Consider the following 21,814-nt stretch of genomic DNA (forward strand, 5'->3'; position numbering starts at 1 on the left):
CCAGGGATTACGCCGCTTCGAACCGGTTCGCGGCGACGTTCTTGCGCACCTGCTCCGGATTCCAGATCCGGCCGTTCATCGCGATGTACACACCGCTCGGCAGCGACTGCACCGCACCGATCGCGCAGCCGATGTTGAACTCCGCATCCGAACCGCGGAACCGTGCCGGGCTCAGCGCGCCGGTCATGACGATGGTCTTGTCGGTGATCGACTTCAGCACCTGGCCCGTCTGCACCATCGAGTCGGTGCCGTGGGTCACCAGCACATGCCGGGTCGGCTGCGCGGCGATCGTCGCCCGGATCAGCTCGCGGTCCTCGTCGGTGATGTGCAGCGAATCCTTGCGCAGGATCGGAATCACGTTGAAACGGAAGGTCACGCCCAGCTCGCGCAGGATCATCCCGATCTGCGGATCACCGATCTGATAGTCCGACTTGTCGTCGAAGTAGATCTTGTCGATCGTGCCACCGGTGGTGATGATCAGTAGTTCTTCCATTGCAAGCATCCTGGGTACCAGACAGAAGGGCACGGAACCGCCGCGCCGACCGGTAGATGATACGGCTGACGCCCGCCCGATGCAGGCTTGCGACGCTACACGGTCAGCCGGTTGTGGTCTTCCGCCCGAAGCGCCGCCGCAGCCCCGGCGCGCTCGCCACCCCGATCACCGCCAGCGCCAGCGCCAGCTCGAGCCACCCCCACAACGCGACCTCCGGGTGGCTCCAGGCGCTCATCACCCCGTGGCTGAACCAGAACAGCGCCAGCACCCCGGCCCAGAACATTGCCTTGCCCCGCCGCACCAGCACGCCCAGCGCCAGCAGCAGCGGCGGCAGGGTGAAGACCAGCTGGCTGGCCAGCCAATGCTTGTCCTGCGCGAACCAGACCGCGAACAGCACCGCCAACGCCACCAGCAGCAGGGCCAGCACGATCTCCTGCGCCCGGGTGCTCACGCCAGCCGCCGTGCGATATCGGCCACCCGCCGCCCCAGCGCCCGCGCCAGGATGCTTTCATCCTCGCTCGGCACCGGGTTGTCGTCCGCCCCGGCCACATGGCTGGCGCCATACGGCGTGCCCCCGGTCGTGGTGTGGCTCAGTGCCGGCTCGGTGAAGGGGATGCCCACGATCAGGCAGCCGTGGTGCAGCAGCGGTACCTGCATCGACAGCAGGGTCGACTCCTGCCCACCGTGCAGCGAGGCCGTGGAGGTGAACACCCCGGCTGGTTTGCCGGCCAGGGTGCCGTTGACCCATTCCGCGCCCAGCCCGTCCAGGAAGTGCTTCACCGGCGCGGCCATGTTGCCGAACCGGGTCGGGCTGCCCAGCAGCAGCCCCGTGCACTCGGCCAGATCGGCCACGCTCACATACGGCGCACCGTCTTCGGGCACCGGGGGCAGGGCCGTCTGTGTCACCGCGGCCACCGGCGGCACCGTGCGCAGCCGCGCGCTCATGCCCGGCACCTCGCCGATGCCGCGCGCAATCTGGCGGGCAAGCCGTGCCACTGAACCGCCACGGCTGTAATACAGCACCAGGATCTCCGCCATTTCGCTTTCATCTCGTTGCGTCCGATGCAGGCAGTATGGCAACGCAGCCCGCTCAGGGCGAGGTCCGTGGCGGGCCGGCCGCCGTGAGCAGGCGTGCATGCCGCACACCCGTCATCGGGTACCCTTGCGCCGATGGAACCTCTCGATACGATCAACCTGTGGATCGAACGCGTCCGGGACCGCGCGCGAACGATCAGCTTCGGCCGCTTCCTGTGGCGCCGTTTCCTTGATGACCGTCTGTTCCAGGCGGCCGCCTCGCTGGCCTACACCACGGTGTTCGCGCTGGTGCCGCTGGCCATCGTGGTGTTCGGGGTGCTCTCCGCGTTCCCGGTGTTCGACCGCTGGAGCGACACCCTCAGCGACTACGTGTTCTCCAACTTCGTGCCCAACGCCGCGCGCGCCGCCGAAGGCTACCTGCGCCAGTTCTCGGCCAGCGCCGGGCAGCTCACTGCCGCCGGCTTCATCGCGCTGGTGGTGTCGCTGCTGATCACCCTCAACAGCGTGGAGGAAACCTTCAACCAGATCTGGCGGGTGAGCTCGACCCGACCGAAGCTGACCCGCTTCCTGGTCTACTGGACCGTGCTCACCCTCGGCGCCATGCTGGCGGCGGCGTCGCTGGCGGTCTCGGCGCGGGTGTTCGCGTTGCCCCTGTTCGGCACCAGCGAAGGCCGCTGGCTGGCCAACGTGTCACTGACCGTCGCCCCGATCCTGATCGAATTCCTCTGCATCATGCTGGTCTACCGCGTGGTGCCGCACCACACGGTCAAATGGCGGCATGCCATTCCCGGCGCGATCCTGGCCGCGATCATGCTCGAGCTGGTGAAGTGGGGCATGGGCGCCTACCTGGGCAGCTTCCAGTCCTACCAGAAGCTCTACGGCACGGTCGCCTTCGTGCCGATCCTGCTGCTGTGGATCTACCTGTGCTGGGTCTCGGTGCTGCTCGGCGCCTCGCTGGCCTCCTCGATCGCCGCGTTCCGCTACCAGCCGGCCGACCTGCGCCTGCCGGTGGGCTACGAGATCTACGGCCTGCTGCGGCTGATCGGCCGCTTCCACCAGGCGCGCGCCGATGGCCGCAGCCTGGATGACGACGAGATCCTGCGGCTGGAGCCGATGCTGACCGATTCGCTGCTGCATACCCTGCTGTGCGATCTGGAAGCGATCCGCGTGGTCCGCCGCGACGAGCAGGGCGAGTGGCTGCTGGCGCGCGACCTGGACAAGCTCACCCTGGCCGACCTGTACGAGACCACGCAGATGCGGATCCCGATCAAGGAAGCCTACCTGCCGTATCGCGACGACAGCCTGGGCACGGCCTCGGTGGCCGCACTGGACACGCTGCGCCTGCCGCTGCGCGAACTGCTCAAACGCCGCGTCAGCGATATCTATTCGACCCCCGGAGACAAACCATGACCGCCAAGCCCCTGCTGCTGGCCCTGGGCCTGCTGACGCTGGCCGCCTGCAACAAGCCCGCTGCACAGAGCGAGGCCACTGCGCCCGCCGCCCCGGCCCCGATCGATGAACCGGCTGTGCCGCCGACCGACGCGGTGCCGGCCACCGAGCGCAGGACCGTCGAACAGCCGACGCTGAAAGCCAAGGCGCTGGACGGCACCGACTACGATCTGGCCGCTCACCGCGGCAAGTGGGTGGTGGTGAACTTCTGGGCGACCTGGTGCGCCCCATGCCGCAAGGAAATGCCCGAGCTCTCCGCGCTGCACGCGATGCGCAATGAAATCGAGGTGGTCGGGCTGGCCTTCGAGGACATCGAACCGGCCGAGATGAAGGCCTTCCTGGAGAAGCGTCCGGTCACCTATCCGATCGTGATCGTGGATACGTACAACCCGCCGGAAGACTTCGCGATCCCGCGCGGCCTGCCGATGACCTACCTGATCGCGCCGGATGGCAAGGTCGCCAAGGAATTCCTCGGCCCGGTCACCGCGCATGACATTGAAGCGCGGATCAAGGAAGGCTGATCCTCACGGGCATGCCGGCGGATACCCGGCATGCCTGTGCCTCGCAGCGCCGGTAGATCCACGCCATGCGTGGATACGGAATGCATGAAAGCATCCACGCATGGCGTGGATCTACCCGACGACGAAGGGTTCAATCGGCTTCAAGACCCCGAAGTGCTCCTTGTGCAGCTTGCCCTTCAACGGCGGCAGCGCCAGCACCGGTTCGTCCACGCGGGTATCGGGCAGGCGATCGAGCAGGTTGCGGATCAGGCCCAGCCGCCCGCGTTTCTGGTCGTTGAAGTCCACCAGCGTCCACGGGGCATCATCGTTATGCGTCGCGCGCAGCATCGCTTCGCGGCTCTCGGTATAGGCGCTGTACTTGCTGCGTGATTCCAGGTCCACCGGCGAGAGCTTCCAGCCCTTGAGCGGATCGAGGTGGCGTTCGGCGAAACGCTTTTCCTGCTGCGCCTGGTCCACGCTGAGCCAGTATTTGAACAGCACGATGCCGTCGTCGATCAGCAGCTTTTCGAACACCGGCGCCTGCGCCAGGAAGCTGCGGTACTGCGCCTCGGTGCAATAGCCCATCACGTGCTCGACCCCGGCACGGTTGTACCAGCTGCGGTCCATCAGCACGATCTCACCGGCCGCCGGCAGGTGCGAGACATAGCGTTGGAAATACCATTGCGTGCTCTCGCGGTCGGTCGGCTTGGGCAGCGCGACCACCTTGCACTGGCGCGGATTGAGATGCTCGGCGATCGCCTGGATCGCACCGCCCTTGCCCGCGGTGTCGCGGCCTTCGAACAGCACCAGCACCCGCTGTCCGGTGTGCTGCACCCAGCGCGCCATCGCCGCCAGTTCCAGTTGCATCGGTTCCAGCAGGGCCTGGTAGTCCTTGCGCTTGAGCTTGCCCATCGGCGTGCCTCGGTGATTCACAGGGAAGCCCGAGCCTAGCGCAGCCGATGCTCAGGCGATGTGTGGGCCCTGCCAGCCGCGTTCGCGTGCGAGCGTTTCGATCACCTCGGTGAGGTCGCGCGCGAAACCGGCCATGTCGAACAGGCCGCTGTCCTCGCGGCGTTGCGCCAGCGTGGCGCGCGCGGCCTGCATTGCAGCCGGGTCGTTGCCGAGCTGGATGGCGGTAGCCACGAACGCCGCGTCGTCGGCCACGTTGAACGCGTGCATGCCCAGGTGGTGGTTGAGGCTGCCGGCCACGCGTGAGGCGAACGTCGCGCCGGGGCTGGTCAGCACCGGGCAGCCGGCCCACAGCGCATCGGAGGCGGTGGTGTGGGCGTTGTACGGGTGCGTGTCCAGGAACAGGTCGGCGTGCTGGTAACGCGCCAGGTACTGCGGGTGGGGCAGGCGCGGCATGAACACCAGCCGCGCCGGATCCAGCTGCGCCTGGCGTGCCGCGCTGCGCAGCCGCGCGTCGGCATTGCCCGGGCCGGAGAGCAGCCACAGCACGCTGCCCGGTATGCCCTGCAGCACCGCCAACAGCCGCTGCATGCTGCGCGGGTTGAGCTTGTAGCTGTTGTTGAAGCAGCACAGCACCATGCCCTGCGCCGGCAGGCCGCAGTCCTCGCGCGACGGTGCCGGTTCCAGCACACGGGTGTTGTCCGAGGGCTGGAACGCGCGCGGCAGGCGCCGCACGTTCTCACTGAAGGCCGGCACCAGCGCGTCGGGCAGCACGAAGGCATCGGCCAGCACATGATCGATCCACGGCGCGCCGGAGGTGCCCGGGTAGGCGAGCCAGTTGACCTGCACGGGCGCCGGCCGCATCGCCAGCACCTGCGGCGTTCCGCCACCGCCCCAGCCGCGCAGATCGAACAGCACATCGATGCCCGCCTCGCGGATGCGTCGGGCGATGTGCTGATGCGGTTGCGCGCTGACATCGTGCAACGTGTTTGCCGCCTGCTGCAGGCGCTGGCGGATGGGGCTGCCGTCGTCCCCGGTGAGCGCGAACAGATGCAGCTCGAGCATGCCCTGCGCGCGCAGCTGTTCGAACAGCGCCACGGTCAACAGGCCGGTGGGATGTGCGCCGAAGCCGTTGGAGAGGAAGCCGACCCGCAGCGTGCCGTGCGGGCGCACCGTGGCCGGCGGCAACCGCGGGATGCCCTCGGCCAGCGCCGCCGCGCGCTGACGGGCGCAGGCCAGCTGCTCGGCGGCGCTGCCGTCTTCGCTGAGGAAGGCGAACGGCTCGACCACCGCCTGGCCCTGCGCGACGGCCTGGCGCACGAGCGACGACAATCGCTCCAGATCCCGCCAATCGCACAGCCGGCGCTGCCAGTTGAGCAGCTGCGCAGTGATGTAGGGCTCGCCCGGCAGCAGACGGTGCGCATGGCGATACGCATCCGCCGCCGCCTCCGGTTGCCCCGCGTCTTCCAGTGCGTGGCCGAGCCACAGGGTGATGCCGGGGTGCTGGGGCGCGCGATCCGCCGCCTGCCTCAGCAGTGTGGCGGCCTCGCCATGGCGGCCTTGCATCCAGCGTGCGCGGCCCAGCCGGGCCAGGGCCTCGGGATGGTCGCCGCGCAGCTGCAGCGCACGGGTGGCGGCCTGTTCGCCGGCGCGCACGTCGCCGGCCTCCAGCTCGGCGTCGGCCAGCATCACCCACGCAATGAAATCCGTCGGTTTGCGCTGGACGGCCTGACGCAGCTGCAGACGCTGCGGATCGGCACTCATCGTGGCCGCTCCGCGGCGGGCATGCTCAGCTGCCTTCCGCGAGCCGGGCCAGCTCGTCGGCCTGGTGTTCGTGGGTCAGGCGGCTGACCAGCGCATCCAGATCGCCGGTCAGGATGTTGGGCAGGTCGTACAGGGTCAGCCCTTCCACGCGGTGGTCGGTGATCCGGCCCTGCGGGAAGCTGTAGGTCCGGATGCGCTGGCTGCGGTCGCCACTGCCGACCTGCAGCCGGCGGCTTTCGGCCTGGGCGGCGGCCTGCTTGCTGCGTTCGGTGTCCAGCAGCTGCGCTTTCAGGCGCTTCATCGCCTTGTCGCGGTTGGCGTGCTGGCTGCGCTCGGTCTGGCATTCCACCACCACGCCGGTCGGCAGGTGGGTGATGCGGATCGCCGATTCGGTCTTGTTGACGTGCTGGCCGCCGGCGCCGGAAGAGCGGTAGGTGTCCACGCGCAGGTCGGCCGGGTTGATCACCACGTCCTCCACGTCGTCTGCCTCGGGGATGATCGCCACGGTCGCCGCGGAGGTATGGATGCGCCCCTGCGACTCGGTCGCCGGCACGCGCTGCACGCGGTGCGTGCCCGATTCGAACTTCAGCCGCGAGAACGCCCCCCGGCCGACCACGCGCGCCACGACTTCCTTGTAGCCGCCATGTTCGCCGGGGTTGTCCGATTCGATCTCGACCTTCCAGCCCTGGCGCTCGGCGTAGCGGGCGTACATGCGGAACAGATCGCCGGCGAAGATCGCCGCCTCGTCACCGCCGGTGCCCGCGCGGACTTCCAGGAACAGGTTGCCGTCGTCGCGCGGATCGCGCGGGACCAGCAGCAGGGCCAGTTCCTCGTCCAGCTGCTGCAGGCGCTGCTGGGCGGCCGTGATTTCCTCGTCGGCCAGCTCGCGCAGGTCCGGGTCTTCGCGCATCGCTTCGGCGGCGGCGAGATCGGCCTTGGCACGGGCTTCGTCGGCCAGCGCGTTGGCGACCGGCTCCAGCTGCGAAAACTCGCGCGAGAGCGTGCGGAAGCGGTCGTTGTCGCCGACCACGGCCGGGTCGGACAACAGGCGTTCCAGTTCTTCGCGGCGCTCGGCCAGCGCTTCCAGCTTACGGCGCAGGGTCGGCGTCATCATTCCTCGCTACATCGGTACGCACGGCAGGGTGCTGGTAACCCGGCTTGGCCGGGAACAGGCGCTCGGCGGCGCGGGTGAGTTCAGTATCGCCGCTGAGCGCGGCCGCGCGCAGGGCGGCGGTCGGCGGGTGCAGCAGGCGGTTGGTCAGGCCGTGCGCGAGCAGTTCGAGCACTTCCTCGGGTGATTTGCCATGAGCCAGCTGCTGGCGGGCTTTCTCCAGCATCTCCACGCGGGTCGCTTCGCCGTAGGCGCGCAGCTGCCGCAGCGGGGCCTGGTGCACGCTGGCCTGCAGGGTTTCCACGAATCGGGCGACCTGCAGCTCGATGATCGCTTCGGCCTCGGCCGCGGCTTCCCGGCGGCTGCGGCGGTTGTCTTCGACCGCCCGCTCCAGATCGTCCACGGTGTACAGGAAGGCATCGGCCAGTTCACCCACGCCGGCCTCGATATCGCGGGGCACGGCCAGATCGAACAGCAGCATCGGCTTGTGCTTGCGCGTCTTCAACGCGGCAGCGACGTGCGCACGGGTGATCACCGGCTCGCGCGCGGCGGTGGCCGAGAACACCACGTCGGCCTCGCCCAGGTGGCGGTCCAGTTCGCTCAATGGCAGGGCGACGCCGCCATGCCGGCTGGCCAGCTCCTGCGCATGGGCGAGGGTACGGTTGGCGATCAGCAGCCGGCGTACGCGCCCTTCGCTGAGATGGCGTGCGGCCAGTTCGATGGTCTCGCCGGCGCCGACCAGCAGCACGGTGGAATCTTCCAGCCGTGCGAACGAGTTCTGCGCCAGCCGCACCGCGGTGGAGGCCACCGAGACCGGGTTGGCACCGACGCGGGTATCGGTGCGGGCGCGCTTGGCCACCGAGAAGGTCTGCTGGAACAACCGGTCCAGGCGCTGGCCGAGCAGGCCGTGGTCGCGGGCGAGCGCCCAGGCGTCCTTCACCTGGCCCAGGATCTGCGGCTCGCCCAGCACCATCGAATCCAGCCCGGTGGCCACCCGGAACAGGTGGCGCACCGCATCGGCGTCGGCGTGCTGGTAGAGATACCCATGCAAGGTGCCGGCGTGCGACTCCAGCCACTGCGCCAGTGCATCACCGGACTCGGCCACCGCATACAGCTCGGTGCGGTTGCAGGTGGAGAGCAGGACCGCCTCGGCCACCTGCGGGGTATCGCGCAGCGACGCCAATGCCTGGGGCAGGGCGTCGCCGCCAAAGGACGCGCGTTCGCGCAGTTCCACCGGCGCGGTCTGGTGATTCAGTCCGAGCACCCACAGGGTCATTGTTCAGTTGCTTGCGATAAGCTGCTGGCCATTCAAGTCGTCATTTTAAGGCTCAGATGCCCCCGATGCCCGCATTGATTCGCATCTCCAGCGTTCTGCTGCTGTCTTTGTTCACCGCCAACGCCCTGGCCGCCCCCCCGGCAGCCCCGGCCAAAGGCAGGAACAGCACGGCCGAGGCGGTCCCCCTGGCCCCGGTCATGGCGGGCGAATTCGCCCTGCAGGCAGGCAAACTGGGCGACGCCGCGCGCTGGTACCTGGAGGCGGCCGAGGCCAGTGAAGGCGATGCCGGCCTGGCCGAGCGCGCCTCCCGGATCGCCATGCTGGCCAACGATGACAAGCGCGCCGCCCGCGCGCTGGCCCTGTGGGAGCAGCGTGCGCCGCGCTCACTGGCCATGCGCAGCAGCACCGCCGCGCTGGACATGCGCCAGAACAAGGTGAAGGCCGCCCGCACCGAACTGCAAGCGCTGCTCAAGGACCCGGACCCCACCGCCTGGAAGTTCGCGATCGGCGCCCTGATCAGCGGCGGCAGCGATCCCAAGGTGCCGGCCCAGGTGCTGGGCGAGCTGGTCGATGCCAACGCGATCCCCGACCGCCTGGAGGTCTGGCAGGAGTTCGGCCGGCTGGCGATGCGCATGGAGCAGCCCGAGCTGGCCCGGCGCATGGTCGACGAGGTGGTCAAGCGCTTCCCCGATGAACCACGCGTGGCCCTGCTGCATGCCAGCCAGCTCAACCAGGCCGGCAAGACCGATGAGGCCCTGGCCCTGCTGAAGGGCGTGGAGCCCAGGACCACCCAGGACCCGGAGCTGCGCAATGCGGTCGCGATCTCCTACGACCTGATGGGCCAGCCCGCCGCCGCCGAGCGCGTGCTGGCGGTCGGTCCGCAGGATGTGCAGACCTACGGCATGCGTGCGTCGCTGCTGGCCAAGCAGAAGGACGACCCGGGCCTGCTGGCCCTGTATACCGACATCTCCCGGCAGGCGACCAAGCCGGACCCGGCCCAGCGCCTGCTGCTGGGCAAGATCGCCGAGTACCTCAAGCGCTACGAGGAAGCGGTCAACTGGTACCACAGCGTGCCCGGTGGCCCGGAGCGCGATGAGTCGCGGCTGCGGGCGGCCAATGCGCAGAACGAGCTGGGCCGCACCGACAAGGCGCTGGCCGAAGTGCACGCCATCCAGTCCGATGCCACCGTCGATGACGATGCCCGCCGCGATGCCTATCTGCTCGAGGCCGAGCTGCGCCAGCGCGGCAACGACGATGCCGGTGAACTGGACGCGCTGGCCCGTGGCCTGGCGGCGTATCCGGATGAGAACGCGCTGTTGTATGCCCGCGCCCTGGCCTGGGAGCGTCGCGACGACATCCCGCGCGCCGAGGCCGACCTGCGCAAGGTGCTGGTCACCGACCCGGAAAACATCGCCGCGCTCAACGCGCTCGGCTATACCTTGGCCGACCGCACGCAGCGTTATCAGGAAGCCTTGGAACTGATCGACCGTGCGCGCGTGGCCGAGCCGGACAACGCCGCCATCGTCGACAGTTACGGCTGGGTGCTGTATCGCCTGGGCCGCAACGAAGAAGCACTGGTGCAGCTGCGCCGCGCCTGGACGCTGGCCAAGGATGCGGAGATCGCCGCGCATGTGGGCGAGGTGCTGTGGGTGTTGAACAAGAAGGACGAGGCGCGCCATTTCTTTGAAGAGGCGCGCAAGCTGGACCCGGACAACCGCGCCCTGCAGCGCGTGATCGAGAAATACGGCGTATGAATCTGCTCTCCCTGAAGGCCGCGTTTGCCGCGGCCGTGGCGTTGTCGCTCTCCGCCTGTGTATCCCTGGATGAGCGCAAGGCGCCCTCCGCCCCGACCGTGGTCACCGCTGTTTCGCCCGCTGCGCAGCAGGCCGAGGCCGAGCGCGTCGCCGCCGTGCGCGCCTCGCCGGCCTGGTCGTTCCAGGGCCGGGTGGCGATCAGCAAGGGCAAGAACGGTGGCAACGGCCGCATCGACTGGCAGCAGCAGGCCCAGGAGTACGTGGTCGAACTCAGTGCCCCGGTCACCCGGCAGAGCTGGAAGCTGACCGGCGACAGCCAGCACCAGGGCGGGCGGTTGGAAGGCCTGGAGGGCGGCACGCGCGAAGGCGAAGACGCCCAGCAGGTTCTGCTGGAGGCCACCGGCTGGGATATCCCGGTCAACCAGCTGCCCGAGTGGGTACGCGGCCTGGTGGCCGACGCCGCGCCGGCGGGGCTTATCGAGCGCGACGGCGAAGGTCGTCCGCGCCGTGTGCGGCAGCTCGGGTGGGAGATCCAGTATCTGGACTGGTACCCGGCCGAAGCGGGTCGTCCGGTGCTGCCGCGGCGCATCGAAGCGGTCAATGGCGACGCCAAGGTCCGTCTGGTGGTCGACAGCTGGGTGCTGGCCAGCCCATGAGTACGTTGGATGCGCGCGAGGGTTGGTCGAACTGGCCAGCCCCGGCCAAGCTGAACCTGTTCCTGCACATCACCGGCCGCCGCCCGGACGGTTACCACGCGCTGCAGACCGTGTTCCGTCTGCTCGACTGGGGTGACCGGATCCGGCTGCGGGTCCGCGAAGACGGCAGGATCCGCCGCGAAGGCACCTCGGTGGCGGGGGTGGCCGAAGCCGATGATCTCGCCGTGCGCGCGGCGCTGTTGTTACAGCGTGTCGCGAACGTCGCCCAAGGTGCAGATATCGGCATCGAAAAGCATGTGCCTGCCGGCGGTGGTTTCGGGGGAGGGTCGTCCGATGCCGCCACCGTCCTGGTCGCCTTGAACCGTCTCTGGAACGCCGGCCTGGACGTGGATGCGCTGGCCACGCTGGGGCTGCAGCTGGGCGCGGACGTGCCGGTCTTCGTGCGCGGGCACAACGCCTGGGCCGAAGGCGTGGGCGAACTGCTCACCCCGATCGCACTGCCGCCGGCCTGGTTCGTGCTGGTCCACCCGGGCGTTCACGTGCCGACGCCTGCACTTTTCGCATCACCGGATTTGACGCGGGATGCCCCAGTGGCGAAAATAGCGGACTTCGCTTCCGGGTCTTTGCTCGGGAATGCGTTCGAGCCGGTCCTGCGCCGCCGCGAACCTGCCGTAGAGGCAGCGCTCGCAGCGTTGAGCAGTATCGGCCGGGCACGACTCACCGGGTCGGGAAGCGGTTGTTTCGTCGAATTCGCCACGCGCGCTGCTGCAGAGCAGGGCCTGGCGCAATTGCCGAAGGAACTGCAGGCATGGGTGGCTGCGGGCATGGAGCGCTCGCCACTGCTTGATGTACTCGAGCGTTACTGATTTTGATGCAGGGGCGTCGCCAAGAGGCCCAAGGCACCAGGTTTTGATCCTGGCATTCGGAGGTTCGAATCCTCCCGCCCCTGCCACTAGCGGATATCTGCCGCGACTCCATGCGCATGTCTGCGCGGGCGCGGTGCATACGCCGCGGTGTTGTCACCGCAGACACCTCCGGGTGCCAGCGGCCCAGTTCTCCGCCAATCGCTCCCGCCCGAGACCGTCATGATGCAAGAACACCCCAACCTGCTGGTATTTTCCGGCAACGCCAACAAGCGCCTTGCGCAGAGCATCTGCAAGGAACTGGGGGTGCGGCCTGGCAAGGCGTTGGTGTCGCGCTTCTCCGATGGTGAAGTGCAGGTCGAGATCGAGGAAAACGTCCGCAAGCAGGACGTGTTCGTGATCCAGCCGACCTGCGCGCCCAGCGCAGAGAACCTGATGGAACTGCTGGTCCTGATCGATGCGCTCAAGCGCGCCTCGGTCAACAGTGTCACCGCCGTGGTGCCGTATTTCGGCTACTCGCGCCAGGATCGCCGCATGCGTTCCTCGCGCGTGCCGATCACCGCCAAGGTGGCGGCAAAGATGTTCAGCGCTGTCGGGGCTGACCGGGTACTGACGGTGGATCTGCATGCCGACCAGATCCAGGGCTTCTTCGACATGCCGGTGGACAATGTGTACGCCTCGCCGCTGCTGCTCGCCGATATCTGGCGCGCCTACGGCACGGAGAACCTGATCGTGGTGTCCCCGGACGTGGGTGGTGTGGTGCGCGCGCGCGCCGTCGCCAAGCGCCTGGATGATGCCGATCTGGCGATCATCGATAAGCGCCGGCCGCGCGCCAACGTCTCCACCGTGATGAACATCATCGGTGACGTCGAAGGCAAGACCTGCGTGATGGTCGATGACATCGTCGATACCGCCGGCACCCTGTGTGCGGCCGCTGCAGCCCTGAAGGCGCGTGGCGCCCTCAAGGTCGCCGCGTACTGCACCCACGCCGTGCTCTCGGGCCCGGCGGTGGACAACATCAACAACTCCCAGCTCGATGAGCTGGTGGTGACCGACACCATCCCGCTGCGTGAAGAGGCGCAGGTGTGCAGCAAGATCCGCCAGCTCAGCGTGGCGGAAATGCTGGCCGAGACGATGCGCCGCATCGCCTTCGGCGAGTCGGTCAGCTCGCTGTACGTGGATTGATTTTTTCCGCCCGCCGGCAACGGTGGGTGGTTTCCCGGGGGCATCTGGTCGCGGATGTCCCCTCATCGCTTCGCCATCACGGCGTGGCAAACAACGAAGGTAGTAAACCAGCATGGCCAAGAATCATGAAATCAAGGTCGTCCAGCGCGAACTGCAAGGCAAGGGTGCGAGCCGCCGCCTGCGTGGCGCTGGCCAGATCCCGGCGATCATCTACGGCGGCGACGTCGAGCCGAGCGTCATCCAGCTCAACCACAACGAAATCTGGCTGGCCCAGCAGAACGAGTGGTTCTACTCGTCCATCCTGGACCTGAACCTGGACGGCAAGGTCACCAAGGTGCTGCTGCGTGACATGCAGCGCCACCCGTTCAAGCAGCTGATCCTGCATCTGGATTTCCTGCGCGTGAACGAGAACGAAGCGCTGACCGCCAACGTCCCGCTGCACTTCATCAATGAAGACACCTCGCCGGCCGGCAAGGCTGCCGACGTCGTGGTCACCCACGAACTGAAGGAAGTGAGCATCACCTGCCTGCCGAAGGACCTGCCGGAATCGATCGACGTCGACCTGGCCGACCTGAAGGCTGGTGACGTGATCTACCTGTCGGACATCAAGCTGCCGAAGGGCGTCGAGATCCCGGCCCTGGCCCAGGGCAAGGACCATGACGACGCGATCGTCACCGCCAAGCTCGGCAAGGAAGAAGCTGCCGACGAAGCGCCGGCTGCAGAGTAAGTGATTGCGGCGCCTGTCCTTCGGGGCAGGCGCCGTTTCTGTATGTACCGGCACAGGGCGGGTACCGACGAAGAAGAGTGATGACAGGATTGCGATTGATCGTTGGTCTGGGCAACCCCGGACCCGAGCACGCCCAGACCCGGCACAATGCCGGGTTTCGTTTCATTGACGCCCTGGTCGAACAGGCCGGCGCGCGCTGGAGCGTGGACAGCAAGTTGTTCGGCGAGACCGCCAAGGTCGATATCGCCGGCCAGCCGGTATGGCTGCTCAAGCCCGCCACCTTCATGAACCTCAGTGGCAAATCGGTCACCGCGGCGCAGCGCTTCTGGAAGATCGAACCGGAAGAAACGCTGCTGGCGCACGACGAGCTGGACCTGCCGCCCGGCGTGGCACGGCTCAAGTTCGACGGTGGCCACGGCGGCCAGAATGGCCTGCGCGACACCATCCGCCTGCTCGGCCATGGCAGATTCCACCGCCTGCGCATCGGCATCGGCCATCCCGGCCACAAGGACCGCGTGGTCCCGTGGGTGCTGGGGCGCGCCAGCAAAGACGATGATGTGCTGATTGGTCATGCCATCGAAGATGCGATCGACGTGCTGCCGCTGGCGGTATCTGGCGATTACAGTGAGGCGATGAAGCGCCTCCACACCCCGAAATAACCACGGTGTACCGACCAACGGTCGGTACCTACCACCCCCAGAGGTTGTCAAAGATGGGTATCAAATGCGGCATCGTCGGTCTGCCCAATGTCGGCAAATCGACCCTGTTCAATGCGCTGACCAAGGCGGGCATCGCGGCGGCCAACTTCCCGTTCTGCACGATCGAACCGAACGTCGGCATCGTGCCGGTGCCCGATCCCCGTCTGAACGAGCTGGCCGCGATCATCAACCCGCAGAAGGTCATCCCGACCGCAGTGGAGTTCGTGGACATCGCCGGCCTCGTCGCCGGCGCGGCCAGCGGTGAAGGCCTGGGCAACAAGTTCCTGGCCCACATCCGTGAAGTGGATGCGATCACCCACGTGGTGCGCTGCTTCGAGAATGCCGACGTCATCCACGTCAACAACAAGGTCGACCCGCTCTCGGATATCGACACCATCGATACCGAACTGGCCCTGGCCGATCTGGACAGCGTCGAGAAGGCGCTGAACCGCGCCGAGCGCGCTGCCAAGGGGGGCGACAAGGAAGCCGCGGCCCGCAAGCCGGTGCTGGCCAAGCTGCAGGCTGCGCTGGCCGACGGCAAGGCCGGTCGTACCGCTGGCCTGGACGAGGAAGAGAAGGCGCTGGTCCGTGACCTGTTCCTGCTCACCCTCAAGCCGGTGATGTACATCGCCAACGTGCTGGAAGACGGCTTCGAGAACAACCCGCATCTGGATGCCGTGCGCGCCCGTGCCGCCGAGGAAGGCGCGCAGGTGGTGCCGGTGTCGGCCGCGATCGAAGAAGAGCTGTCCCAGCTCGACGACGAAGACCGCGACACCTTCCTGGCCGACCTGGGCCTGTCCGAGCCGGGCTTGAACCGCGTGATCTACGCCGCGTACCAGCTGCTGGGTCTGCAGACCTACTTCACCGCAGGCGTGAAGGAAGTCCGCGCATGGACCGTGCGCAAGGGCGCCACCGCTCCGCAGGCCGCCGCCGTGATCCATACCGACTTCGAGAAGGGCTTCATCCGCGCCGAAACCATCGCGTATGACGACTTCATCAAGTACAAGGGCGAGGCCGGTGCCAAGGAAGCGGGTCGTCTGCGCCTGGAAGGCAAGGAATACCGCGTCCAGGAAGGCGACATCCTGCACTTCCGCTTCAACGTCTGAGTTCCTCGCACGTTGATGCCCGCAACGCCCCGCCCTGAGCGGGGCGTTTGCGTTTTTGGGAGCGCATTCCACACCCGACATGGACTGGATAAAAAATGACCAGGCACCGAAACCCTTGCCTGGTATGCCTCCGCCTCACTTGTCCACAACAAACCCCCACGCCTCTCCACGCACCATGTGGAAAACCCGCGCGCGGTAGTGCCGGCCGCTGGCCGGCAACCCATCTGACCCGCCCGCCAGCGACGTGGACAATTTCTGACCACCACTGAAAACCGTTGCAGTGCATCGCTCACCCGGGGTTGTCCACAGCAAACCCCCATCGCTTTCCACGGTGTGTGTGGAAAACCGCGATCCGCGGCTGGACAAAAAATAGCCACGCCCTGAAAGCATTGTGCCGCATGGCTTGCATGCACTTGTCCACACCAAACCCCCATGGCTTTCCACGTGGCGTGTGGAAAACACGGTGGCCGCGCCGCATCGCGGGCAACGCGCAAAAAAAAGACGGAGGCAATGCCTCCGTCCTTGATCCCCTATCGGCAGTGAAACGGCGCTTACAACGCCGTACCGCCAAACTTGTGGGTGTACTGCAGGTTGATCGTCCGGCCCACGGTGTCGAACCAGGAGACGTCGTAGTACGGATACGGCGTGTACGTCACATCCTTCGGCGGCAGCTTGTTGGCGATGTTGACCACCGACAGCGACAGGCGCGAATGATCATCGAAGCGGTACTGCAGCGACACGTTGTAACGGTACGTGGCGCCGATCCACGGGCTGTCGCCGCTGTCCGGATCGAAGCTCTGGTCGTAGCTGTCGTAAGTCGGCAGCCTGCCCAGGCGCGAGCCGTACAGCGTGGCCGACCACGCCGCGTTCTCCCAGGTCACGCTCGCACTGGTCTTGGTGCGCGGGATATCGAAACCGCTGTTGACCGCGAATTGGTCTTCGACCACATCGCCCGCGAACTGCTGGAAATCGTGCGTCTTCACCCAGGTGTGGTTGCCGCTGAAGATGAAGTCGCCGATCCCGGTGCCCAGGCGGTAGCGCAGGCCCACATCGATGCCGCGCGTGGTTTCGCGCGCGATGTTGATCGGGCTCACATGCACGCCGTAGAGGCGGCCATCGCTGGTGCGGGTGACCCGGCTGATCGCATCCACGCAGGTCGGCGAGGCCGCATCGGCGCCGCCCAGGCGGCACGCCGCCTCATCGCGCAGGATCGTGCTCACGTCCATGTCCTGCACCTGGTCGCGCATGTCGATGTCGAACCAGTCCACCGACAGGTCCAGCCCCACCGCCGGCGACCACACGAAGCCAGCGCTCCACGAGGTGCTGGTTTCCGGATCCAGCTTGCGGTTGCCCTCGCGCGTGCGGATCAGGTTCTCTTCGTAATCCGAGCAGTCATCGCCGCCGTCCACCGCGCAGGTGTAGTAGTCGTTGGCACTGGTTTCATCGTTGCCCGGGCCGGCATACACGTAGTGCAGGTCCGGCGCGCGGAACGCGGTGCCGTAGGAGCCGCGCACCAGCAGCGTGTCGATCGGGCGCCACTCCAGGCCGCCGCTCCAGGTCGCCTTGCCGATGGTGTTGCCGGAATAGCGGTACTGGTCGAAACGACCGGCCACGCTCACGTTGAATGTGTCATGCAACGGCAGGCGCAGCTCGGCCGCGGTCGCCCAGCGGTTGCGGCTGCCGTGACCGTCCGAATCCTTCCAGCTGTAGTAGTAGTACTGCGTCGCCAGCGGGTCGGGATTGAGCGCGTAGGACTGGTTGCCGAACTCGGCCGTCGCCGCGAAGCCGGCCTTGCCGCCTGGCAGCTCGAACAGCTCGCCGTTGGTCAGGGTCAGCGCGGCGGTATCGGTACGCGACTTCGGGGTATAGGTAGTACGCGCGGCGATCGCGTCGTACTCGCCGCGGCTCAGTGGCCGGTACAGGCGCGCCGGGTCGGCGTTGAACACCGGGAACACGTTGTCGTCGTCATCGGTGTACTCGCCCAGCTGCTCGCCCAGGAACAGGGCGTTGGCCTTGGCGGCGATGATCTGCGGCCAGCGGATGCTGGACTGGTACTGTGAATGGCTCAGCGAGGCCTCGTATTCCCAGTCTGCACCGAGGGCGCCCTTGAAGCCGGTGGTCACGCTGAAGGTCTTCTGCGTGCTGCGTACCATGCCGTTGTTCAGCCCGCCCATTTCCTCGGGCGAGAACTGGCGCTGCCAGAACTCCACCTGGTCGGTGGCCTGGTTGTAGAAGTAGCCGTCCTCGTTGCCGTCGGCGGCCATGCGGCCCCACTGGGTGACGTCGCGCATCAGCGCCAGGTCGTGGTAGCCCATCTGCACGTCAGCAAACCATTCCGCGCCATTGTCGAAGGCGTAGCGCAGCGAGGCATAGCCGTTGGCACCGCGGCGCTTGCTCAGGATCGTGCCGTAGCCGATCGAGCGGTCGCTGCCGCAATAGAAGCCATAGCGCGCCCGTTCGGCGTACTGGGTGCTGCCGTTGTTCTGGCCGGCCAGCGCATCGCAGGTGGCCTGGCCCGGATCGAGGTAGTCGTCGTTGTAGTCGGTGCGCAGGTAGGCGCGACGCGCGGCGCGGGCGCTCTCGGTCGGCGCGTCCAGGGTGGAATCCTGCTGGCTGCGTTCATATGCCCATAACGGCGTCTGCGACTGCAGTTCCAGGCTGTAGACCGCGCTGAAACGGCCGGCATCGAAACCGCTGGCGATGCTCATGTCGAAAGACTCACCGCCGCCTTCGCTGGTGGTGCCCATGCGCATGTCGATCGTGGTGCCATCCACCTGCTTCTTCAGGATGAAGTTGACCACGCCGGCGATCGCGTCCGAGCCGTAGATCGCCGAGGCGCTGCCGGTCAGCACTTCGATGCGCTCGATCATCCCGATCGGAATGTTGGAGACATCGGTGAAGTTGCTGCGGCCCTGGAACGGCATCGGGAAATCGGCGATGCGGCGGCCGTTGACCAGCACCAGCGTGTGGTTGGGGCCGAGGCCGCGCAGGTCGACCTGCTGCGCACCGGGCGAGAAATCAGCGCCGCTGGAGGACTGCTGGCTCTGGGTCTCACCGCCGTTCTGGGTCATCGACCGCAGCACGTCGGGCACGCTGGTGAAGCCGCTGGCCTGGATCTGCTCGGCGGTGATGACGGTCACGGGCGCCGGCCCTTCTACCTGCGCGCGTGGAATGCGCGAGCCGGTGACCTGCACCGTATCCAGTTGCTGCACCCCGGGGGCGGGCGTCTGGCACCCGCGGTCGCGGCCACACCCATCAACGCCAGCTGGATCGACCACGCCATCGCCTGTTTACGCATGAGAATTCTCGAGAAGAAAGTGTCGGCCTCGAGGGAGGCCTGTCCCCCATTCACATTTCGCGAATGGACGGCGCGCATTTAACGCCTTTTTTACGGGGTTGACCACTGCCAGTTTCTCTGGCAAAGAGTGGAAGCGCTTACACCCTCGTTTCATTCAGGGAGGTCAACGTGCACAAGGGTTTCCGGCCGCTCCACGCCTTCCTGTCGCTACTGCTGGCAGCGCTCTCGATGCCCGGCCACGCGCAAGGGATGCGCAGCCTGCAGGACCCGGGCTATCGCTATTACGAGATAGGTGCGGTGGGCGCGCCCCGGGCAGCGCGCACCGAGCCGGCGATGATGCTGATGGGCGGCGGCGAGTGGGTGCCCGCTGCCTTCCAATGGTGGCTGGGGCGCGCCGGCCATGGCCGGGTGGTGATCCTGCGCGCTTCCGGCGCCGATGAGTTGCAGAACCGCCTGTACCGGGACGTCGGCGGGGCGGTCTCGGTCCAGACCCTGGTGTTCAACAGCCGGCGTGCAGCCGATGACCCCGCGGTGCTGGGCGTGATCGCCGCCGCCGATGCGATCTTCATCGCCGGCGGCGACCAGTCGCGCTATATCCGTTTCTGGAAAGGCACGGCGGTGAACGAGGCACTCAACGCACATGTTCGTGCTGGCCGGCCGATCGCCGGCACCAGCGCCGGGCTCGCCATACTGGGCGGCTACAGCTATGGCGCGCTGGATGGTGGCAGCGTCACCTCCCGTCGTGCCCTGCGCGACCCCATGGGCAGCGCGGTGACCCTGGACAGTGATTTCCTGGCCATGCCGTACCTGGCCAACGTGGTCACCGATACCCATTTCGGCAAGCGCGACCGGCTCGGGCGCCTGATCGTGTTCGTGGCCCGGGCGGCACAGCGCAGCAGGCAGCAGGACATGGTCGGCCTGGGCGTGGACGAGGACACCGCGCTGTGCGTGGAGGCGGACGGCACCGGCCAGGTGTTCAGTCGGGACGGCGGCTACGCTTGGCTGGTGATGCCGCAGCGCGCCGCCGATCGCCTGCGCGGCGGCAGCCCGCTGGAGTTCCGCGCCATTCCGGTGACCGGGGTGGGGGAGGGCAGCCGCCTGCATCTGGATGGCTTCCGCGTGGACGATGCGGCCTTCCGGATGACGGCCGATATCCGGGAAGGCCGCCTGCAGTTGCACCCGTAGACCCACGCACGCCAGGGGCTGTGCGGGCGCTGTGGCGTGCGGGTCACGCGCGCGGGTGATCCGTGGCGCATGCCATGATGCGGGCACCTCCGATCCGAGTGCGTTGCCCATGTCCCGTCCACGCGCATTGCTGCTGTCCCTGTGTCTGCTGAGCCCGCTTGTCCATGCGGCCGAACCGGTGCTGGTCATCCATGGCGGCGCCGGCGTGGAGCGCAGGGATCTCTCGCCGGCCGAGGAAAAGGCGGCGCGCGCGGCCCTGCAGCAGGCCCTGGTGAAGGGGCATGCCGCCCTGGGAGCCGGGAAGCCGGCGCTGGAGGCCGTGACCGCGGCGATCACCGTGCTCGAGGACGATCCCACCTTCAATGCAGGCAGGGGCGCGGTGTTCACCCACGATGGCCGCAACGAACTGGATGCCTCGCTGATGGATGGCGCCACCCTCAAGGCCGGCGCGGTGGCCGGCGTGCAGCGCGTGCGCAACCCGATCCTGCTGGCCGAGGCCGTGATGCAGCATTCCCCGCACGTGATGATGGTCGGGCAGGGCGCCGAAGCCTTCGCCACGGACCAGGGCATCACCCTGGTGAACCCGTCGTACTTCCGCACCGACAAGCGCTGGCAGCAGCTGCAGAAGGCCCTCAAGGAAGAAGCCAGCGGCCAGGCCCATGCGGATCTGGAAACGGCGCGCCACTTCGGCACGGTGGGTGCGGTCGCACTCGACAAGGACGGCAGGCTCGCTGCAGGAACCTCCACCGGTGGCATGACGAACAAGCGCTACGGACGTGTCGGCGATTCGCCGATCATCGGTGCCGGCACCTATGCCGATGCCGGTTGTGCGGTATCGGGCACGGGCTGGGGCGAGTACTACATCCGCACCGCGGCCGCGCACGATATCTGCGCGCGCATGCGCTACCTCAAGCAGGGCCCGGAGGAGGCGGGACGCGCGGTGATCAACGAGCGCATTCCCGCGCTCGGGGGCGATGGCGGTGCGATCGTGCTCGCGGCCGACGGCCGCGTGGCGACACCGTTCAACACGCAGGGCATGTATCGCGGCTGGATCGGCGCCGATGGCGTGCCGCATGTGGCGATCTTCGCCAGCGAAACCCTGCCGCTGCCGGGCCAATAGCCTGTCCCGGCAAGGCAATTCGAAATTCGTGTGAAAAAATTCAAAAAGGTTGTTGACAGAACCCCCGTTTATCCCCAAAATTCACGGCTCTTCCACCCCACACCGAAAACGCTTCGGCGCCACGGGACAGGGTGGTAAGGAGGGATACCCAAGCGGCCAACGGGGGCAGACTGTAAATCTGCTGGCTTACGCCTTCGGTGGTTCGAATCCACCTCCCTCCACCAGTTTCATGTTGTGGCAAGAGCTTCCGATGCGGGAGTAGTTCAATGGTAGAACCTCAGCCTTCCAAGCTGATGGTGCGGGTTCGATCCCCGTCTCCCGCTCCATTGAATGAATTTGAATATATTCAAATTCGTGCCATAATACAAAACTCGCTCACGTAGCTCAGTCGGTAGAGCACCTCCTTGGTAAGGAGGAGGTCGAAGGTTCGATTCCTTTCGTGAGCACCATCTAAGTGCTACCAATTCAGACGATTTCGAGATAAGCAGCCATGGCCAAGGGTAAGTTCGAGCGCACCAAGCCGCACGTCAATGTCGGCACCATCGGTCACGTTGACCACGGCAAGACCACGCTGACCGCCGCACTGACCAAGATCGGTGCCGAGCGCTTTGGCGGTGAGTTCAAGGACTACTCCGCGATCGACGCCGCGCCGGAAGAAAAGGCACGTGGCATCACGATCTCGACC

19 protein-coding genes, 4 tRNA genes and 1 pseudogene are annotated in these 21,814 nt (G+C 67.0%); 16 read left to right on the forward strand and 8 right to left on the reverse strand.

Features of this window, described 5'->3' with window-relative positions; all coding sequences use genetic code 11:
• Positions 1-7: 7 nt before the first annotated feature.
• The 3 genes from C0R07_RS17720 to wrbA form a co-directional block, all read right to left on the reverse strand.
• On the reverse strand, positions 8-493 hold the full coding sequence (locus C0R07_RS17720) for an asparaginase domain-containing protein (protein WP_026070231.1): 486 nt from the start codon (positions 491-493) through the stop codon (positions 8-10).
• A gap of 103 nt (positions 494-596) precedes the next feature.
• Positions 597-944, reverse strand: a complete 348-nt coding sequence (locus C0R07_RS17725; RefSeq protein WP_070471497.1) for a DUF2069 domain-containing protein — start codon at positions 942-944, stop codon at positions 597-599.
• Positions 941-1,531, reverse strand: a complete 591-nt coding sequence (gene wrbA / locus C0R07_RS17730; RefSeq protein ID WP_019186096.1) for an NAD(P)H:quinone oxidoreductase — start codon at positions 1,529-1,531, stop codon at positions 941-943. Before wrbA ends, C0R07_RS17725 begins: the two co-directional genes overlap by 4 nt.
• A 132-nt stretch (positions 1,532-1,663) precedes the next feature.
• Between wrbA and C0R07_RS17735 the strand changes: the two genes are divergently transcribed.
• Positions 1,664-2,938 carry a YihY family inner membrane protein gene (locus C0R07_RS17735; protein ID WP_019186097.1) on the forward strand — a complete coding sequence of 425 codons (1,275 nt, stop codon included), beginning with the start codon at positions 1,664-1,666 and terminating at the stop codon, positions 2,936-2,938.
• A complete protein-coding gene (locus C0R07_RS17740; RefSeq protein ID WP_019186098.1) occupies positions 2,935-3,498 on the forward strand; it encodes a TlpA family protein disulfide reductase in 564 nt (187 codons plus the stop codon). Before C0R07_RS17735 ends, C0R07_RS17740 begins: the two co-directional genes overlap by 4 nt.
• Before the next feature lie 111 nt (positions 3,499-3,609).
• Here C0R07_RS17740 and ppk2 read toward each other — a convergent pair whose 3' ends face one another.
• From ppk2 to hemA, 4 genes are read right to left on the reverse strand one after another with little or no spacing between them, the layout of a single operon-like run.
• Entirely contained in the window at positions 3,610-4,389 is a 780-nt protein-coding gene (gene ppk2 / locus C0R07_RS17745; protein ID WP_070471499.1) for a polyphosphate kinase 2, read from the reverse strand.
• Between the two features lie 51 nt (positions 4,390-4,440).
• On the reverse strand, positions 4,441-6,150 hold the full coding sequence (locus C0R07_RS17750; protein ID WP_102789569.1) for a tetratricopeptide repeat protein: 1,710 nt from the start codon (positions 6,148-6,150) through the stop codon (positions 4,441-4,443).
• A gap of 25 nt (positions 6,151-6,175) precedes the next feature.
• A complete protein-coding gene (gene prfA / locus C0R07_RS17755; protein ID WP_019186101.1) occupies positions 6,176-7,261 on the reverse strand; it encodes a peptide chain release factor 1 in 1,086 nt (361 codons plus the stop codon).
• Positions 7,239-8,537 (reverse strand): glutamyl-tRNA reductase, encoded by a 1,299-nt coding sequence (hemA, locus tag C0R07_RS17760; RefSeq protein ID WP_019186102.1) that lies wholly within the window; start codon positions 8,535-8,537, stop codon positions 7,239-7,241. The genes prfA and hemA overlap by 23 nt, the downstream gene beginning before the upstream one ends.
• A gap of 65 nt (positions 8,538-8,602) precedes the next feature.
• Between hemA and C0R07_RS17765 the strand changes: the two genes are divergently transcribed.
• From C0R07_RS17765 to ychF, 8 genes are all read left to right on the forward strand, one after another.
• Positions 8,603-10,291: a tetratricopeptide repeat protein gene (locus tag C0R07_RS17765; protein WP_174704368.1), complete on the forward strand. Its 1,689-nt coding sequence runs from the start codon at positions 8,603-8,605 to the stop codon at positions 10,289-10,291.
• Positions 10,288-10,947, forward strand: coding sequence for a lipoprotein insertase outer membrane protein LolB (gene lolB / locus C0R07_RS17770; RefSeq protein WP_070471503.1), 660 nt, complete (start codon positions 10,288-10,290; stop codon positions 10,945-10,947). Before C0R07_RS17765 ends, lolB begins: the two co-directional genes overlap by 4 nt.
• On the forward strand, positions 10,944-11,813 hold the full coding sequence (gene ispE, locus C0R07_RS17775; protein WP_102789570.1) for a 4-(cytidine 5'-diphospho)-2-C-methyl-D-erythritol kinase: 870 nt from the start codon (positions 10,944-10,946) through the stop codon (positions 11,811-11,813). Before lolB ends, ispE begins: the two co-directional genes overlap by 4 nt.
• A gap of 9 nt (positions 11,814-11,822) precedes the next feature.
• Positions 11,823-11,899 (forward strand) — tRNA-Gln (locus tag C0R07_RS17780).
• Positions 11,900-12,035: 136 nt separating this feature from the next.
• Positions 12,036-12,995 (forward strand): ribose-phosphate diphosphokinase, encoded by a 960-nt coding sequence (locus tag C0R07_RS17785; protein WP_102789580.1) that lies wholly within the window; start codon positions 12,036-12,038, stop codon positions 12,993-12,995.
• 112 nt (positions 12,996-13,107) lie between these two features.
• Positions 13,108-13,722, forward strand: coding sequence for a 50S ribosomal protein L25/general stress protein Ctc (locus C0R07_RS17790; RefSeq protein WP_102789571.1), 615 nt, complete (start codon positions 13,108-13,110; stop codon positions 13,720-13,722).
• 80 nt (positions 13,723-13,802) lie between these two features.
• Entirely contained in the window at positions 13,803-14,381 is a 579-nt protein-coding gene (pth, locus tag C0R07_RS17795) for an aminoacyl-tRNA hydrolase (RefSeq protein WP_102789572.1), read from the forward strand.
• 53 nt (positions 14,382-14,434) lie between these two features.
• Positions 14,435-15,526, forward strand: coding sequence for a redox-regulated ATPase YchF (gene ychF, locus C0R07_RS17800; RefSeq protein WP_088434937.1), 1,092 nt, complete (start codon positions 14,435-14,437; stop codon positions 15,524-15,526).
• Positions 15,527-16,077: 551 nt separating this feature from the next.
• Here the strand turns inward: ychF and C0R07_RS17805 are convergent.
• A pseudogene (locus C0R07_RS17805) lies at positions 16,078-18,824 on the reverse strand (TonB-dependent receptor plug domain-containing protein).
• A 168-nt stretch (positions 18,825-18,992) separates the two neighbouring features.
• On the opposite strand from C0R07_RS17805, the gene C0R07_RS17810 reads away from it, so the two are divergent.
• The 6 genes from C0R07_RS17810 to C0R07_RS17835 form a co-directional block, all read left to right on the forward strand.
• Positions 18,993-20,009 (forward strand): cyanophycinase, encoded by a 1,017-nt coding sequence (locus C0R07_RS17810; RefSeq protein ID WP_102789573.1) that lies wholly within the window; start codon positions 18,993-18,995, stop codon positions 20,007-20,009.
• Positions 20,010-20,118: 109 nt separating this feature from the next.
• The gene (locus C0R07_RS17815; RefSeq protein ID WP_102789574.1) at positions 20,119-21,129 is read left to right on the forward strand and encodes an isoaspartyl peptidase/L-asparaginase family protein; all 1,011 of its coding nucleotides are present in this window, start codon (positions 20,119-20,121) and stop codon (positions 21,127-21,129) included.
• 138 nt (positions 21,130-21,267) lie between these two features.
• Positions 21,268-21,353: transfer RNA gene (locus C0R07_RS17820), tRNA-Tyr, on the forward strand.
• Positions 21,354-21,381: 28 nt separating this feature from the next.
• A tRNA-Gly gene (locus tag C0R07_RS17825) sits at positions 21,382-21,455 on the forward strand.
• A 47-nt stretch (positions 21,456-21,502) separates the two neighbouring features.
• Positions 21,503-21,578, forward strand: a tRNA-Thr gene (locus C0R07_RS17830).
• Positions 21,579-21,619: 41 nt separating this feature from the next.
• A partial coding sequence (locus C0R07_RS17835; protein WP_254427889.1) for a GTP-binding protein occupies positions 21,620-21,814 on the forward strand: 195 nt, incomplete at its 3' end.

Origin of the sequence: Stenotrophomonas bentonitica, assembly GCF_002887735.1 — a bacterium.
In the GTDB taxonomy this organism is placed as follows: Bacteria; Pseudomonadota; Gammaproteobacteria; order Xanthomonadales; family Xanthomonadaceae; genus Stenotrophomonas; species Stenotrophomonas bentonitica_A.

Coding starts and splice junctions, on each gene's coding strand:
- C0R07_RS17720 (WP_026070231.1), bottom strand. CDS start 493: ATGGAAGAACTACTGATCATCACCACCGGTGGCACGATCGACAAGATC.
- wrbA (WP_019186096.1), bottom strand. CDS start 1,531: ATGGCGGAGATCCTGGTGCTGTATTACAGCCGTGGCGGTTCAGTGGCA.
- C0R07_RS17735 (WP_019186097.1), top strand. CDS start 1,664: ATGGAACCTCTCGATACGATCAACCTGTGGATCGAACGCGTCCGGGAC.
- C0R07_RS17740 (WP_019186098.1), top strand. CDS start 2,935: ATGACCGCCAAGCCCCTGCTGCTGGCCCTGGGCCTGCTGACGCTGGCC.
- ppk2 (WP_070471499.1), bottom strand. CDS start 4,389: ATGGGCAAGCTCAAGCGCAAGGACTACCAGGCCCTGCTGGAACCGATG.
- C0R07_RS17750 (WP_102789569.1), bottom strand. CDS start 6,150: ATGAGTGCCGATCCGCAGCGTCTGCAGCTGCGTCAGGCCGTCCAGCGC.
- prfA (WP_019186101.1), bottom strand. CDS start 7,261: ATGACGCCGACCCTGCGCCGTAAGCTGGAAGCGCTGGCCGAGCGCCGC.
- hemA (WP_019186102.1), bottom strand. CDS start 8,537: ATGACCCTGTGGGTGCTCGGACTGAATCACCAGACCGCGCCGGTGGAA.
- C0R07_RS17765 (WP_174704368.1), top strand. CDS start 8,603: ATGCCCGCATTGATTCGCATCTCCAGCGTTCTGCTGCTGTCTTTGTTC.
- lolB (WP_070471503.1), top strand. CDS start 10,288: ATGAATCTGCTCTCCCTGAAGGCCGCGTTTGCCGCGGCCGTGGCGTTG.
- ispE (WP_102789570.1), top strand. CDS start 10,944: ATGAGTACGTTGGATGCGCGCGAGGGTTGGTCGAACTGGCCAGCCCCG.
- C0R07_RS17785 (WP_102789580.1), top strand. CDS start 12,036: ATGCAAGAACACCCCAACCTGCTGGTATTTTCCGGCAACGCCAACAAG.
- C0R07_RS17790 (WP_102789571.1), top strand. CDS start 13,108: ATGGCCAAGAATCATGAAATCAAGGTCGTCCAGCGCGAACTGCAAGGC.
- pth (WP_102789572.1), top strand. CDS start 13,803: ATGACAGGATTGCGATTGATCGTTGGTCTGGGCAACCCCGGACCCGAG.
- ychF (WP_088434937.1), top strand. CDS start 14,435: ATGGGTATCAAATGCGGCATCGTCGGTCTGCCCAATGTCGGCAAATCG.
- C0R07_RS17815 (WP_102789574.1), top strand. CDS start 20,119: ATGTCCCGTCCACGCGCATTGCTGCTGTCCCTGTGTCTGCTGAGCCCG.